The organism is Cupriavidus cauae (assembly GCF_008632125.1).
Taxonomy (GTDB): domain Bacteria; phylum Pseudomonadota; class Gammaproteobacteria; order Burkholderiales; family Burkholderiaceae; genus Cupriavidus; species Cupriavidus cauae.
This window is the reverse complement of sequence record NZ_VWRN01000067.1, coordinates 51,828-66,356: the sequence shown is the minus strand read 5'-3', so window position 1 is coordinate 66,356 and position 14,529 is coordinate 51,828. Positions and strand designations below refer to the sequence as shown.

Sequence of the window (14,529 nt, the reverse complement as noted above, 5' to 3'; positions counted from 1 at the left end):
CGACCGACAAAGGAACAGCGATGGGGGTTCGTGAAGAACTGATCGACCACGTGCCGCGGCTGCGCCGCTATGCGCGCGCGCTGGTCCACAACCGCGAGCTGGCCGACGACCTGGTGCAGGACACGCTCGAGCGCGCGCTGCGCCATGCGCGGCAATACCACGACGGCACCGATCTGCGGGCCTGGCTATTCACGATCATGCATAACGCCTTCGTCAACCAGATGCGCGGCGCCGGCATGCGCGCGACGCATGTGCCGATGGACGACGACACGCTGTCCGACGGCCTGTCCGGCGCGGACTGGCACAGCACGGTGGCCAATCCGGCGGGCTCGCTGGAAGTGCGCGACCTCGATTACGCGCTGCAGCGGCTGCCGGCCGAACAGCGCGAGGTGGTGCTGCTGGTCGGCCTCGAATCGATGAGCTATGCCGAGGTCGCGCTGGCGCTCGGCATCCCGGTCGGCACCGTGATGTCCCGGCTGTCGCGCGGGCGCGAGCGCCTGCGCAGCCTGATGGCCGGTGTCAAACCCGAAGCCCGACTGAGGGTGGTGCGATGAGCAACGAAGCATTCGCGATCAGCGAGGAAGAGATCCACGCCTACGTCGACGGCATGGTGCCCGACGCGCGGCGCGCCGAAATCGAGCAGCGGCTCGAGCACGACCCCCAGCTTGCCCAGCGGATCAGCCAGTACTACGCGCTGAACCACATGCTGCACGCGCGCTACGACCGCGTGCTGAACGAACCGCTGCCGTCGCGGCTGCGCGACCCCGGCCGGCGCGGCGCATGGCTGCGCCGGCTGGACTGGAAGCTGCTGGGCGGCATGGCCGCGGCGCTGGTGGTGGGCATCGGCATCGGCGCCAATGCCGATGCGTGGCGCCGCGCGGTGCCGTCCTTCGGCGGCGAGCTGGCCCGGCGCGCGCCGACGGGCCTCGATACCGGCGAATCGTTCGCGCGCCAATCGGCGATCGCCCACGTGATCTACGCCCCCGAGGTACGCCGGCCGGTGGAGGTCGGGGCGGACCGCGAGCAGGAGCTGGTCAAATGGGTATCGAACCGGCTGGGCGCCGATGTCCGCCCGCCGATCCTGACGCGCACCGGCTTCTCGCTGATGGGCGGACGCCTGCTGCCGAGCAACCACGGCCCGGTCGCGCAGTTCATGTACCACGACGCCAACGGCGAGCGCATCACGCTGTGCATCTCGCACCGCGACCTCGCCGCCGACGTGACCGCGTTCCGGCTGTATCAGGACGGTCCGGTCAATGTCTTCTACTGGATCGACGGCAAGTTCGGCTACGCGGTGTCGGGCGGCATCGACCGCCAGCGGCTGCTCGAGCTGGCGCACGACGTGCACGCGCAGGTCGCCGCGCAGTAGCGCCGCCGGGCGGCGGTGGGCGATGGCGGCGCGGCCTCAGAACGTCTTCGTCAGCGAGGCCCAGGCCGTGCCGCGGCCCATATAGCGTCCGCTGGCGTTGGTGTAGACGGTGCGGTCCGCGTTGGTGTCGACATAGGCCACGGCCAGCGCGAAGCCGTTGCCCAGGTCCCTGGTCAGGCCGAGCTTCCAGTCGACATACGAGGCGTCAGCCACCTGCACCTTCTGGTAGCCGATGTGCGTGTTCAGCGTCAGGCCCCAGACCTGCAGCGGCACGTTGGCCGACAGGTCCGCATACCAGCTGTGCCGGCTGTCGGCGAGGCCGAACAGGTTGGTCGGCGCATACGAGACCTTGAGGGACACCGGACCGTAGCCGACGCCGGCATAGGCTTCGGTGGTATGGGGACGGGTGAAGCCGCCCGGGTAATCGCCGGGGTAGTAGTACTGCAACACGCCGACGTCGTAGCTCCATTTGCCCTCGGTGCCGAAGGTGTTCCTGAAGCCCGCGTAGAAGTCCATCTCGATCGGCGCCGACACCTCGTCGTTGCTGTCGCCCAGCCAGCTGATGCTCGAGTTCCAGTTGCCCAGATAGAAGCCGCTGGCATGGCTGTAGTCGAAGCCGCCCTGGATCGCGGGCCGGCGATCGGTCTGCGTGATGCCGCGATAGCGGTAGTCGGTGGCCAGCGACAGATTGGCCGTCAACGTGTGCGGCGCGGTCTGCGCGGCCGCCGGCATCGCGGACAGCAGCGTGATGGAGAGCAGAGAAGCGGCGGGCAGGGAAGCGGCGAGCAGCGCCGCGGCGGGATGGCGCGGTAGCGTGATTCGGATCATGAGAATCGTGGCGAAGTAGAAGGGACAGTCCCGTTGGGGACCTTCGCCACGATAGGCATCGGCGCGTAAAAACGGTGTCAAGAGTGCGAGGCGCGGCATGCGAACCGCGTAAAGGCGCACGCCGGGCGTTCATGCCCCGGGGTCACTCACCCCGCGAAGCGATAGCCGATGCCGGTCTCGGTCAGCAGGTGAACGGGCTGCGCGGGATCGCGCTCGAGCTTGTGCCGCAGATGACCCATGTAGACGCGCAGATACTGGCTGCTCTCCGACTGCGACGGCCCCCATACCTCGCGCAGCAGTTCGCGATGGGTCATCACCTTGCCCCGGTGGGCGATCAGCACCGACAGCAGGCGATACTCGATCGGCGTCAGATGTACGGGCTGCCCCGCGCGCGTGATCACGCGATTGGCGAGGTCCACCTGCACGTCGCCGAAGGCGATCAGGTGGGTGCCCTGCGGATTGGTCCTGGCGTGCCGGCGCAGCAGCACGCGCACGCGCGCCACCATCTCGCCCACGCCGAAGGGCTTGGTCAGATAGTCGTCGGCGCCGCCGTCGAGCGCGACGATCTTGTCGGCTTCGTCGCTGCGCGCGGACAGCACCAGGATCGGCACCTGGGTCCAGCTGCGCATCTCGCGGATCAGCTGGACGCCATCGCCGTCGGGCAGGCCGAGATCGAGGATCACCAGATCGGGCTGACGCGTGCCGGCGTCGATCAGCCCTCGTTTCAGCGTCTCGGCCTCATGCACGGTGCAGCCCTCGGCCTCGAGCGTCGCGCGTACGAAGCGGCGGATATGCGGCTCGTCTTCGACCAGCAACACCGTGGGAGAGAATTCGAATGGCATGACGGTAGTGGTTTCCTTGGGATCGACGTGGTGCGGACGTAGCGAGGACGTGGTGCGGACGTGGGCCGAATGTGTTGCGGATGGCGGTGCGCGGATTCGAACGAACAGTCCGCCGGTTCAAGCGGGTGGCATGTCGGACTCGGCCTCCACCGCCGGCGGGTTGCCGCGCGGCAACGCGACCACGAAGCGGGCGCCGGGCCCGTGCACGGCCCGGCGCGCCGCGGACCGCGCCGGTTCGACCCAGATCCGTCCCCCGTGGGCCTGCACGATCGCCTCGCAGACGGCGAGCCCGAGGCCGACACCGACCGTGGCCGACTCGCGCTGCCCGCGCGTGAACTTCTCGAAGATCTGCCGCTCGCTGCCGGCCGGCACGCCGGGACCCTCGTCCTCCACGGCGATGCGGATCTCGCCCTCGCCTCCCACGCTGCCCTTGCCGTCTTCGCTGTCCTCCCCGTCCTCGCGGCCCTCGCTGGCCTTGCCGTCCTCGCCAGCCTCGACGGCCTCGGCAGACACGCGGATCGTCGTTCCCGCCGGCGTGTATTTGCCCGCATTCTCCAGCAGATTGCACAGCACGCGCTCGATCAGCACCGCGTCGCACTCGACCAGCGGCACGCGCGACAGGTCGGCCACCTCGACGCGGTGCCGCGACAACGACTCGCGCATCGCGGCCAGACTCGAGCCGACCAGCTCCTCGACCGACTGCCACGCCCGCTTCATCCGCACGTCGCGGCTTTGCAGCCGCGCCATGTCGAGCAGGTTGACCACCATCGTGCGCATCCGCTGCGCCTGCTCGAGCATCGCGTCGACGGTATCGGCCACCGAAGGCGCCAGCGGCGGGTCGGCACGCCGCAGCGTCTCGGCCATGCCGATCAGGCCGGTCAGCGGCGTGCGCAGATCGTGCGATACGGCGGCCAGCAGCGAACTGCGCAACCGCTCCGACTCCATCGACAGCAGCGCCTGTTGCGCAACCTCGACATAGTGCAGCCGCTCGATGGCGATCGCGATCAGCGTGCAGAAGCCATCCACCTGGCGCCGCAGCGCAGGCTGCGCGAACGCGCGCCACGCGGCCGGCTCCACCGCCAGCACGCCGCGCGTCCGCATCGGCGCCTTCAGCGGCAGATAAAGCACGGTGCTGCCGGGCAGCGTGTGCGTGCCCGTGCCGGCGGGCTGGCCGTGGTCGAACACCCATTGCGCCAGCACGCGGTCGATCGAATCGGTGCGCGCGGCGGTGTCCTGCTGCTCGGCGACCATCACCGGCGGCAGCAGCTTGCCGTCGGGGGACGTCAGGAAGAACGCCGAATTGGCATCGAACGCCGCCCGCAGGAAGCGGCTGCCGATCGGCACGATCTGCTCCAGCGTCAGCGCCGACGACAGTTCGCGCGCGAGCTCGTACAGCGTGCGCGCATCGGTCTCGCGCCGCACCGCGACCTGCGCCTGCTCGCGCAGCCCCGCGGTCAGCTGGCCGATCACCAGGCCCACCGACAACAGCACCACGAAGGTCAGCAGGTACTGCACGTCGGTGACGGCGAACGACAGCCGCGGCGGCACGAAGAAGAAGTCGAACGCGGCCACCGACAGCACCGAGGCCAATGCCGCCGGCCCGCGGCCGTGCCGCAGCGCGACGCCCATCACGGCAGCGAGGAACAGCATCGCGATATTGACCACGTCGAACCACGGCGTGGCCAGCGCCGACAGCGCCGAGGCGCCGGCGCACCAGACCACGGCCCACAGGTAGTCGCCCCGCCCCGCGCCTGCGGTGCCGGCGTCGGGCTGCCCCTCGGCGGCGTCGTGGCCCGGCCGCGGATCGGTGCGCGCGGGGTTGCGAGCGGGGTTGCGAATGGTATCGGCGGCCACGCGGATGATGTCGATCTCGGGACAGCCCCTCGCCAGCGCGTCGGCAAAGCTGCGCCTGCCGAACCAGGCCGCCGGCGCGCCGACCAGCGGCGACAGGCCCAGCGCCAACAGCGAACGCGCGCGATCGGCGAGCGACGCGCCGCCGCGCCGCCAATCGCCCGGCGCGCGCCCGATCACCACCTTGGTCAGGTTGTGGCGCCGCACATAGCCGGCGACCGCCTGCACCATGTCCGCGCCGGCCAGCGTCTCGGTGCGTGCGCCGAGCTGCTCGGCCATCCGCATCGCATCCTCCAGCCGGGCCCTGGCGCGCTCAGAAGGCGGCGCCAGCCGCGGCGTGGCGACCGTCACCACATGCCAGTCGCAATCGAGCTGGCCCGCCAGCCGGCGCGCGCTCCTGACGACCTGCTCGGCATCGTCGCCGCTGCCGATGCAGGCGAGCACCGCCTCGCGCGTGCGCCATACCGGCTGCACCGGTTCGGACTGCCGCCACGCACGCACGTCGTCATCGACACGCTCGGCGGTGCGGCGCAGCGCCAGCTCGCGCAACGCGATCAGGTTGCCCTTGCGGAAGAAATGGCGCGCGGCATGGCGCGCCTGCTCGGGCAGGTAGACCCTGCCCTCCTTCAGCCGGCGCAGCAGCTCGTCGGCCGGCAGGTCCACCAGCACGACCTCGTCGGCGCCGTCGAACACCGCGTCGGGCACCGTTTCCCAGACGCGGATGCCGGTGATGCCGCCCACCGCCTCGTTCAGGCTGTCCAGGTGCTGGACGTTGACGGTGGTCCAGACATCGATGCCGGCCGCGCGCAGCTCCTGGATGTCCTGCCAGCGCTTCGGGTGGCGGCTGCCCGGCGCATTCGAATGCGCGAGCTCGTCCACCAGGATCAGCGCGGGTTGGCGCGCCAGCGCGCCGTCGAGATCGAATTCGTGCAGCACGCGGCCGCGATAGGGCACCTCGCGCATCGGCAGCCGCTCCATGCCGGCCAGCAGCGCCTCGGTCTCGGCGCGGCCGTGGGTCTCGACCACGCCGATCGCCACATCGGCGCCCTCTGCCATCGCCGCCCTCGCCGCGGTCAGCATCGCGAAGGTCTTGCCCACGCCGGCCGAGGCGCCGAAATACACGCGCAGCTTGCCGCGCGCGGCCCGCTCGCCCTCCTGCTGGACCATCTGCAGCAGGGCATCGGGATCGGCGCGCGCACCGGCATCGCGCAATTCGGCTTCGGTCATCGGCAATGCAACCGGGCTGGACTATGGCAGAACAATGGCAGAACAAGGGAGGGCAAGGCGAAGGCCATTCTGCCACGGCCCGCGCGGCACTACTTCGGGCCGAGCGCGTCGAGCGCCAGGTTCAGCCGCAGCACGTTGACGCCGGCAGCGCCCAGCACCGCCAGAGCGGGCCGGTCGGTGTGGGCGGCGATCAGCTGGCGTACCCGCTCCAGCGGCAGGCCGCGGGCGCGGGCAACCCGCGCCGCCTGATACTCGGCCGCTGCCGGGCTGATATGCGGATCGAGGCCGCTGCCCGAGGCGGTGACCAGGTCCACCGGCACCGGGGCCGTGTTGCCCGGGTCGGCCGTGCGCAGCGCCTCGATGCGCGCGCGCGCCGCGTCGGCCAGCGCGGGATTGCTCGGGCCGAGGTTCGAGCCGCCCGAGGCCGCCGCGTTGTAGGGCATCGGCGCCGTGGCGGACAGCCGGCCCCAGAAATAGCGCGGCTCGGAGAACGGCTGCCCGATCAGCGCCGAGCCGATCGTCGTGCCGTCCCTGACGATCAGCGAGCCGGCCGCCTGATGGGGAAACAGGCCCTGGGCGAGGCCGGTGACGACGGCGGGATACAGCAGCCCGGTCAGCACCGACAGCGCGGCGAAGACGGTCAGCAGCGGGCGCAGCAGGCCCGCCTGCGCTGGGGGGACGGGGGCGGCGTGCAGGGATGCGTTGGTGTTCATGGTGTCGATGTCCTTGTGTTTCGGTGATGCCGTGGTCCGGTGGTCCGGTGGTCCGGTGGTCCGGTGGTCCGATAGTCCGGTGGTCCGGAGAGTCGGCGACTCACTGACTCGATGGCTAGGCGGCCCGGCGTTCAGGCCCACCCCAGCAAGGTCAGCAGCATGTCGATCAGCTTGATGCCCACGAACGGCACCAGGATGCCGCCGAGCCCGTAGACCAGCAGGTTCCGCCGCAGCAGCGCCGCGGCGCCCAGCGGCCGGTAGGCGACCCCCTTCAACGCCAGCGGAATCAGCACGACGATGATCAGCGCGTTGAAGATCACGGCGGACAGGATCGCCGACGTCGGCGTGGACAGCCCCATCACGTTCAGCAATGCCAGCTGCGGACAGGTCGTGGCGAAGGCCGCCGGAATGATCGCGAAGTACTTGGCGATATCGTTGGCGACGCTGAAGGTGGTCAGCGAGCCGCGCGTCATCAGCATCTGCTTGCCGATCTCGACGATCTCGATCAGCTTGGTCGGGTTGCTGTCGAGGTCGACCATGTTGCCGGCCTCCTTGGCCGCCTGCGTGCCGGTGTTCATCGCCACCGCCACGTCGGCCTGGGCCAGCGCCGGCGCGTCGTTGGTGCCGTCGCCGGTCATCGCCACCAGCCGCCCTTCGGCCTGGTACTGGCGGATCAGCTTGAGCTTGGCCTCGGGCGTGGCCTCGGCCAGGTAGTCGTCGACGCCCGCCTCGGCGGCGATCGAGGCCGCGGTCAGCCGGTTGTCGCCGGTGATCATCACGGTCCTGATGCCCATCCGGCGCAGCTCGCCGAAGCGCTCGCGGATGCCGGTCTTGACGATGTCCTTGAGCTCGATCACGCCGAGCACGCGAATGTCGCTGCCCTGCTCGCCGCCTTGCTGGATACCCTGCTCGTCGGCCACCACCAGCGGCGTGCCGCCGGCGCGCGCGACCTCCTCGACCGCCTGCGCCACCGCGTCCGGAAACTTGCCGGCGCGCTCGGCGACGTAGCGGCGCACCGCGTCGGCCGCGCCCTTGCGCACGTGCCGCACGTGCCCTCGTTCGCCGTCCTCGTGAACGTCGACGCCGCTCATCCGCGTCTGCGCGGTGAAGGGCACGAACTGGGCATGGCGCGGCGCCACCTCGGGGGTGCGCGGGTCCGCCTGCCGGCGGGCCAGCGCGACGATGCTGCGCCCTTCCGGCGTGTCGTCCGCCAGCGAGGACAGCCACGCGGCTTCGGCCAGGCGCGACGGCGCCACGCCGGGCGCGGCGATGAACCGCGACGCCTGGCGGTTGCCGTGCGTGATGGTGCCGGTCTTGTCGAGCAGCAGCACGTCGACGTCGCCGGCCGCTTCGACCGCGCGGCCCGAGGTGGCGATCACGTTGGCCGCCATCATGCGGCTCATGCCGGCCACGCCGATCGCGGACAGCAGGCCGCCGATGGTGGTCGGAATCAGGCAGACCAGCAGCGCCACCAGCACCGTGACGGTCACCGGCACGCCGGCCTTGGCGACCAGCACGCTGTAGACCGAGAACGGCTGCAGCGTCGCGGTGGCCAGCAGCAGCACGATGGTCAGGCCCACCAGCAGGATGGTCAGCGCCAGCTCGTTTGGCGTCTTCTGGCGCTTCGCGCCCTCGACCATCGCGATCATCCGGTCGATGAAGCTCTGGCCCGGGTTGGCGGTGATGCGCACCACGAGCCAGTCGGACAGCACGCGCGTGCCGCCGGTCACCGACGAGAAGTCGCCGCCCGATTCGCGGATCACCGGCGCCGATTCGCCGGTGATCGCGCTTTCGTCGACCGAGGCGACCCCTTCGATCACCTCGCCGTCGCCGGGAATCATGTCGCCCGCCTCGACCAGCACCACATCGCCGCGGCGCAGCGCCGTGGCGGCGCGCGGCTCGGTCGGGCCGCCGCGCCGGCCGTCCTTCAGCACGCGCGCCGTCACCGTGGTGCGCAGCCCGCGCAGCGCCGCCGCCTGCTGCTTGCTGCGCCCTTCGGCGAGCGCCTCGGCAAAGTTGGCGAACAGCACCGTGAACCACAGCCAGACTGACACGGCCAGGATGAAGCCGGCGCTCTCGCCGCCGGCGGAGGTTTCGGGCGCGAAGGCCGCGCGCAGGAACAGGATCGTGGTCAGGATGCTGCCGGCATAGACCACGAACATCACCGGATTGCGCAGCTGCTGGCGCGGCGACAACTTGCGCCAGGCCGCCACCAGCGCCGGCTTGAGCAGCTGCGGCGCGAACATGCCGCGCGCCGGGGCGCGATCGGAAAGCGCGGGTTGGCGATCGGTCACGGGCGTGCCGGCCGACACTTCGCCCGGATTGCCGCCGATCTCGGCCGCATTGGCCGTGGATTCTTGTTGCATGGGATCTCCGCAGTGCGCTAGAGAGGAGGGAGGAACGCGGACGCGGTCGGAACACGCGCGGCGTCCGATGTCATCAGGGGAACGCCCGGCTCATCGAACTGGCTCATCGAACTGGCTCATCGAACTGCCTCATCGAACCGGCTCATCGAACCGAACCGGCTCATCGAACGGCGGCGCCCTGCAGCTGCTCGGCCACGGGACCGAGCGCGAGCGCGGGCACATAGGTCAGCGCACCGACCAGAAGCACGGTGCCCACCAGCAGCACCACGAACAGCGGCCCGTGCGTGGGCATGGTGCCGCCGCTTGCCGGCACGCGCTTCTTCGCGGCGAGGGCGCCGGCCATCGCGAGGACCGGGATGATGACCCAGAAGCGGCCGAACCACATCGCGGCGGCCAGCAGCGTGTTGTAGAAGGGCGTGTTGGCCGACAGGCCGGCGAAGGCACTGCCGTTGTTGTTCGCGGCCGAGGACAGTGCGTAGAGGATCTCGGAGAAGCCGTGCGTGCCGGGATTGAGCACGCCGGCGCGGCCGGCCTCCATCGACACCGCCGCCGCCGTGCCCAGCAGCACCAGCAACGGCGTGACGAGGATCACCACGGCGGCCATCTTCATCTCGTAGGCCTCGATCTTCTTGCCGAGATATTCGGGCGTGCGGCCGATCATCAGGCCGGCGATGAACACGGCCAGCACCGCATACACCAGCATGCCGTACAGGCCCGAGCCGACGCCGCCGAACACGACCTCGCCGAGCTGCATCAGCAGCATCGGCACCAGTCCGCCGATGGCGGTGAAGGAGTCGTGCATCGCATTGACCGCGCCGCACGACGCCGCGGTCGTGACCGTGGCGAACAGCGCCGATGCGGCCAGGCCGAAGCGCGTTTCCTTGCCTTCCATGTTGCCGCCGTCCTGCCAGGTCGAGGCGAGGCTGTCCACCGGCAATCCCGCCAGCGCGGGGTTGGGCTGCTGCTCGGCCAGCGCGGCCACGCAGGCCATCGCGACGAAGATCGCGGTCATCGACGCCAGCACCGTGATGCCCTGGCGGCGATCACCGACCATCTCGCCGAAGGTGAAGCACAGCGCGGCGGGAATCAGGAAGATCGCCAGCATCTCGATCAGGTTCGCCAGCGCGGTCGGGTTCTCGAAGGGATGCGCCGAGTTGGCGTTGAAGAAGCCGCCGCCGTTGGTGCCCAGCATCTTGATCGCCTCCTGCGACGCGACCGGGCCCATCGCCAGCGTCTGCCGGTCCGTGCGGACCGGCTCCGCGACGGGCCTGCCCTCGGCGTCCAGTACCGGCTGCCCGGCGGCATCGGTCTTCGGCATGGTGTACTCGACCGCGGACACCATCGACACCGGCTTGTAGGCGTCGAAGTTCTGGATCACGCCCTGGCTGACCAGGGCCAGCGCGATGACGGTCGCGATGGGCATCAGCACATAGAGCGTGGTGCGGGTCATGTCGACCCAGAAGTTGCCGATGGTCGCCGCGCTCTGGCGCGCGAAGCCGCGGATCAGCGCGAATACCACCGCGATGCCGGTCGCCGCCGACACGAAGTTCTGCACGGTCAGGCCCAGCATCTGCGTCAGATAGGCCATCGTCGATTCGCCGGCATAGCCCTGCCAGTTGGTGTTCGCGACGAAGCTGATCGCCGTGTTGAATGCGGAATCGGGCGACACCGGGCCGAAGCCCTGGGGATTGAGCGGCAGCACGCCCTGCAGCCGCTGCAGGCCATAGACCACCACCACGCCCAGCACGTTGAACGCGAGCACGGCGACGGCATACCGCTTCCACCCCATCTCGGCATCGGGGCGTACGCCGGCAACGCGATAGAGCAGGCGCTCGACGGGCCGACCCCATGCGGTCAAGGCGTATTGGCCGTCCTCGACGGCGCGGCGCAGATAGCGTCCCAGCAGCGGCGCCATCGCCAGCAGGATGGCGAGAAACAGGGCCAGCAGGCCCATGAACTGCGTGGTCATCAGAATTTCTCCGGGCGCAGCAGCGCGATCAGCAGATAGACGAACACGGCCGCGGCCATCGCCGCGGCCAGCAGATCGGTCCAGTTCATCGTTGCCCCCTGCCCGGGGTGGCACCGCACTGCGGCGGCGTGTCGTTGGCCGGCCCGTGCGGGCGCACATTCGCCGGCGCGCGCGGCGCCAGCACGACGCACAGCTGCAGCAGCACGGCACAGAGTCCGGCGAAGCCGAACAGTACGATCAGGAAAATCCCGTCCATGGCAAATACCGAGAGTGATACCGGCTTGCAGATTAGGGAGGGGCGGCTAAAAACGGGGTAGAAAGGTGGAGGGGTGCCGTAAAGAAGGTATAAAGATGCGGCAGAGGGCGTCCGTCAATGGATTTGCCGCATTGTTTTGACAGTCCGGCACATGACCTGTATAACGGGAACCGCAGGATCTTCAAGCAAGCACGTCGATTACCGAGTTGGCCGCCCCCGGCTCCGCCACTTCTTCTCCATGTTTCTTCTTGATCGTCATGCCCCTCGGGACATTTGTCCGATGGGAACAATCCAGGAGATATACATGGATACCGGTACCGTAAAGTGGTTTAACGATTCGAAGGGCTTCGGCTTCATTACGCCGGACGCCGGCGGCGACGATCTGTTCGCGCATTTTTCGGAAATTCAGGGCAGCGGTTTCAAGTCGCTGCAGGAAGGACAGAAGGTGCGCTACGTGCGCGGCGTCGGCCAGAAGGGCCCGGCCGCCACGAAGATCGAACCGGTCTGACGCTTGCCACGAAAACCCCGCGCTTGCGGGGTTTTTTATTGCCGGCCGCTTTTTCTGCCTGTCGCAGCCAGCCGGCGTCCACGTTGTTCAACAGGAGCGATGCATGGACTCCCTTCCTACCGCCAGCTACAAGGGCTACGAGCTCTACCCGCTGGTCTACCGGCGCACCCCGGTGCAGACATGGCCGCGTACCAAACCCGAACTTGCTTTTGACGTCTCGGTGATGATCTGCATCGAAGGCCAGCCCCCTGGCAACGAGCAATCACGCCTGTACCGCCTGACCAGCGGCTCGTGCGAGAACGTCGGCACCGCCCGACGCGCCGCCGTCGACTACGGCCGCGCCATCATCGACGGCCTGGTCCCGACCGAAACGCTGCCTACGGCCTGAAGCGCCAAAGCGAGCCCGCCATGAGCGAAGCCGTCAGTTACCTCTGTACGTTGCCATGGGCCGGTACCAGCCTCGCCTACCATGTCAGCGTCAATTTCGCCGGTTCCGGCGAATGCGATTGCGTTCGATTCACCAGTTTCGTCGGCGTGGGCCGGCGCTCGTTCACGATCCGCGCCGATGCGGATGCGGATACGGTTGCGGCCCGCGGCACGCTGACCCGCGACGGCGAGGCGCTGTGCCGGCTGGCGATCGGCCAGGCGCTGCGCGACGCGCTGCACGACAAGACCCTCGCCGGCGATCATCTGCTCGATGCGCTGGCCGCCCCGTGGCAAGGGGAACTGCGCCCCGTACGATCGCGCGACGCCAGCCGGCCGGCCCGTTCGCGGCTGCAGTCGTTCGGCGTGTAAGGGGCGGGTAAAAGAACCGGGATAGAAGGACCAGCGCGTACGGTTCCGCGTATCACCGCCCGCACCGTCGATCTCGTTCAGCGCTCCCGCTGCTCGGCATCGGCGCCCGCCTGCACCGATTCGGCGCCCAGGCGCACCACTTCGATCCGATCGATGCGCCGTTCGGTCGCCTCGACCACCGTGAAGCGATAGCCGTCCAGATCGATCGCGCTGCCCACCGGCGGCACGATGCCAAAACGGTCCAGCAGCAGGCCGCCCAGCGACGCATAGCGCCCCTGCGATTGCGTCCACGGTTCGCCCAGCTCCAGCACGTGGGCGACCGCATGCAGATCGGCACTGCCGTCGATCAGCCAGCGCCCCTCCCCCGCCGCCGCGATGGTCGGAAGTTCGTCCTCGTCGGGGAATTCGCCCGCGATCGCTTCCAGCACATCGACCGGCGTCACCACGCCCAGCACCGCGCCGTATTCGTCGGTCACCAGCACCAGCTGGCCGCGCGACGCGCGCAGCGTCTCCATCAGCGGCAGGATGCGGATCGATTCCGGCACCACGATCGGCGGCCGCAGGCTGGCTTCGTCGATGCGGCCTTGCTCGGCCAGCGTGCCGATCAGGTCCTTGCCGCGCGCGACGCCGAGGATATCGTCCAGCTGCCCGCGGCAGACCGGAAAGAAGCTGTGCGGCGTGGCGAGGATCTGGCGGCGCAGCGTGTCGGCGTCCTGCTCGATATCGATCCACGACAGTTCCGAGCGCGGCGTCATGATCGAGCGCACCGAGCGTTCGGCCAGCGACAGCACGCCGCTGACCATGGTGCGCTCCTCCGGCGCGAAGGCCGCGGGCGCGGCGGTGTCGCGCCTGACCGGCTCGCCGGCCTCGCCCTCGGCGGCCCGGCGCGCGCCCAGCAGGCGCAGCACCGCATCGGCGGTGCGCTGCCGCATCGGGCGGCGCGCCTCGTAGCGCAGCAGATTGCGGCGTGCCAGCTGGTTCAGCGCCTCGATGCCGACCGAGAAGCCGATCGCCGCGTACAGATAGCCCTTGGGGATATGGAAGCCGAAGCCGTCGGCGACCAGGCTCAGGCCGATCATCAGCAGGAAGCTCAGGCACAGCACGACCACGGTGGGGTGGGCGTTGACGAAGCGCGTCAGCGGCTTGGATGCAAACAGCATCACCGCGATGGCGAAGACCACCGCGACCATCATCACGCTCAGATGGTCGACCATGCCGACCGCGGTGATCACCGAGTCCAGCGAGAACACCGCGTCCAGGATGACGATCTGCGTCACCACCAGCCAGAAGCCGGCATAGGCGGGCTTCTCGGTCTCATGGTGGGACTTGCCCTCGATCCGCTCGTGCAGCTCCAGCGTGGCCTTGACCAGCAGGAAGATGCCCCCGCCCAGCAGGATCAGGTCCCGCCCCGAGAATTCCAGCGGCCCGAGCGCGAACAGCGGCCGCGTCAGCGTGACCAGCCACGACATCACCGACAGCAAACCCAGCCGCATGAACAGCGCCAGCGACAGGCCGATGATGCGTGCCTTGTCGCGCTGCTCCGGCGGCAGCTTGTCCGCCAGGATCGCGATGAACACCAGGTTGTCGATGCCCAGCACGATCTCGAGCACGATCAGCGTCGCCAGGCCTATCCAGATCGTGGGGTCAGTCAGCCATTCCATGTGGGCATCGTCGCGTGGGGAAGGAGCAAGGGGGGACGCTGCGCACGGAACGGGAATGGCCGCGGCAGCCGGATACGCCACAGTGTAGGGCCTGGGCCGGCTACCGCGTCAATAGGTGGGAGGATGACAAGACCGCGGCGCGCC

14 protein-coding genes are annotated in these 14,529 nt (G+C 69.3%); 5 read left to right on the top strand and 9 right to left on the bottom strand.

Going from position 1 to position 14,529, the window contains the following annotated elements; genetic code table 11:
• Positions 1–20 precede the first annotated feature (20 nt).
• Both F1599_RS23490 and F1599_RS23485 read left to right on the top strand, forming a co-directional pair.
• On the top strand, positions 21–554 hold the full coding sequence (locus F1599_RS23490; RefSeq protein WP_150084703.1) for an RNA polymerase sigma factor: 534 nt from the start codon (positions 21–23) through the stop codon (positions 552–554).
• Positions 551–1,369, top strand: a complete 819-nt coding sequence (locus F1599_RS23485; protein ID WP_150084702.1) for an anti-sigma factor family protein — start codon at positions 551–553, stop codon at positions 1,367–1,369. The genes F1599_RS23490 and F1599_RS23485 overlap by 4 nt, the downstream gene beginning before the upstream one ends.
• Before the next feature lie 36 nt (positions 1,370–1,405).
• Here the strand turns inward: F1599_RS23485 and F1599_RS23480 are convergent, their stop codons facing one another.
• The 8 genes from F1599_RS23480 to F1599_RS26045 form a co-directional block, all read right to left on the bottom strand.
• Positions 1,406–2,197: a TorF family putative porin gene (locus tag F1599_RS23480; protein ID WP_150084701.1), complete on the bottom strand. Its 792-nt coding sequence runs from the start codon at positions 2,195–2,197 to the stop codon at positions 1,406–1,408.
• Positions 2,198–2,343: 146 nt separating this feature from the next.
• Positions 2,344–3,039: a two-component system response regulator KdpE gene (gene kdpE, locus F1599_RS23475; protein ID WP_149320137.1), complete on the bottom strand. Its 696-nt coding sequence runs from the start codon at positions 3,037–3,039 to the stop codon at positions 2,344–2,346.
• 117 nt (positions 3,040–3,156) lie between these two features.
• On the bottom strand, positions 3,157–6,117 hold the full coding sequence (locus F1599_RS23470) for a sensor histidine kinase (protein WP_150084700.1): 2,961 nt from the start codon (positions 6,115–6,117) through the stop codon (positions 3,157–3,159).
• An 89-nt stretch (positions 6,118–6,206) separates the two neighbouring features.
• Entirely contained in the window at positions 6,207–6,830 is a 624-nt protein-coding gene (gene kdpC, locus F1599_RS23465; protein ID WP_150084699.1) for a potassium-transporting ATPase subunit KdpC, read from the bottom strand.
• Between the two features lie 131 nt (positions 6,831–6,961).
• On the bottom strand, positions 6,962–9,196 hold the full coding sequence (gene kdpB / locus F1599_RS23460) for a potassium-transporting ATPase subunit KdpB (protein WP_150084698.1): 2,235 nt from the start codon (positions 9,194–9,196) through the stop codon (positions 6,962–6,964).
• A gap of 160 nt (positions 9,197–9,356) precedes the next feature.
• Positions 9,357–11,165 carry a potassium-transporting ATPase subunit KdpA gene (kdpA, locus tag F1599_RS23455; protein ID WP_150084697.1) on the bottom strand — a complete coding sequence of 603 codons (1,809 nt, stop codon included), beginning with the start codon at positions 11,163–11,165 and terminating at the stop codon, positions 9,357–9,359.
• Complete coding sequence (gene kdpF / locus F1599_RS23450; RefSeq protein WP_150084696.1) at positions 11,165–11,254, bottom strand: K(+)-transporting ATPase subunit F; 90 nt, start codon at positions 11,252–11,254, stop codon at positions 11,165–11,167. The genes kdpA and kdpF overlap by 1 nt, the downstream gene beginning before the upstream one ends.
• A complete protein-coding gene (locus F1599_RS26045) occupies positions 11,251–11,421 on the bottom strand; it encodes a hypothetical protein (RefSeq protein WP_190286441.1) in 171 nt (56 codons plus the stop codon). Before F1599_RS26045 ends, kdpF begins: the two co-directional genes overlap by 4 nt.
• A 304-nt stretch (positions 11,422–11,725) precedes the next feature.
• Here F1599_RS26045 and F1599_RS23445 point away from each other — a divergent pair, with 304 nt between their 5' ends.
• The 3 genes from F1599_RS23445 (at position 11,726) to F1599_RS23435 (ending at position 12,724) form a co-directional block, all read left to right on the top strand.
• Positions 11,726–11,929 (top strand): cold-shock protein, encoded by a 204-nt coding sequence (locus F1599_RS23445; protein ID WP_149320132.1) that lies wholly within the window; start codon positions 11,726–11,728, stop codon positions 11,927–11,929.
• Between the two features lie 103 nt (positions 11,930–12,032).
• Positions 12,033–12,317 (top strand): hypothetical protein, encoded by a 285-nt coding sequence (locus tag F1599_RS23440; protein WP_149320131.1) that lies wholly within the window; start codon positions 12,033–12,035, stop codon positions 12,315–12,317.
• Between the two features lie 20 nt (positions 12,318–12,337).
• Complete coding sequence (locus F1599_RS23435) at positions 12,338–12,724, top strand: hypothetical protein (RefSeq protein WP_149320130.1); 387 nt, start codon at positions 12,338–12,340, stop codon at positions 12,722–12,724.
• 77 nt (positions 12,725–12,801) lie between these two features.
• Here the strand turns inward: F1599_RS23435 and F1599_RS23430 are convergent, their stop codons facing one another.
• The gene (locus tag F1599_RS23430) at positions 12,802–14,385 is read right to left on the bottom strand and encodes a TerC family protein (protein WP_149320129.1); all 1,584 of its coding nucleotides are present in this window, start codon (positions 14,383–14,385) and stop codon (positions 12,802–12,804) included.
• Between the last annotated feature and the right edge of the window lie 144 nt (positions 14,386–14,529).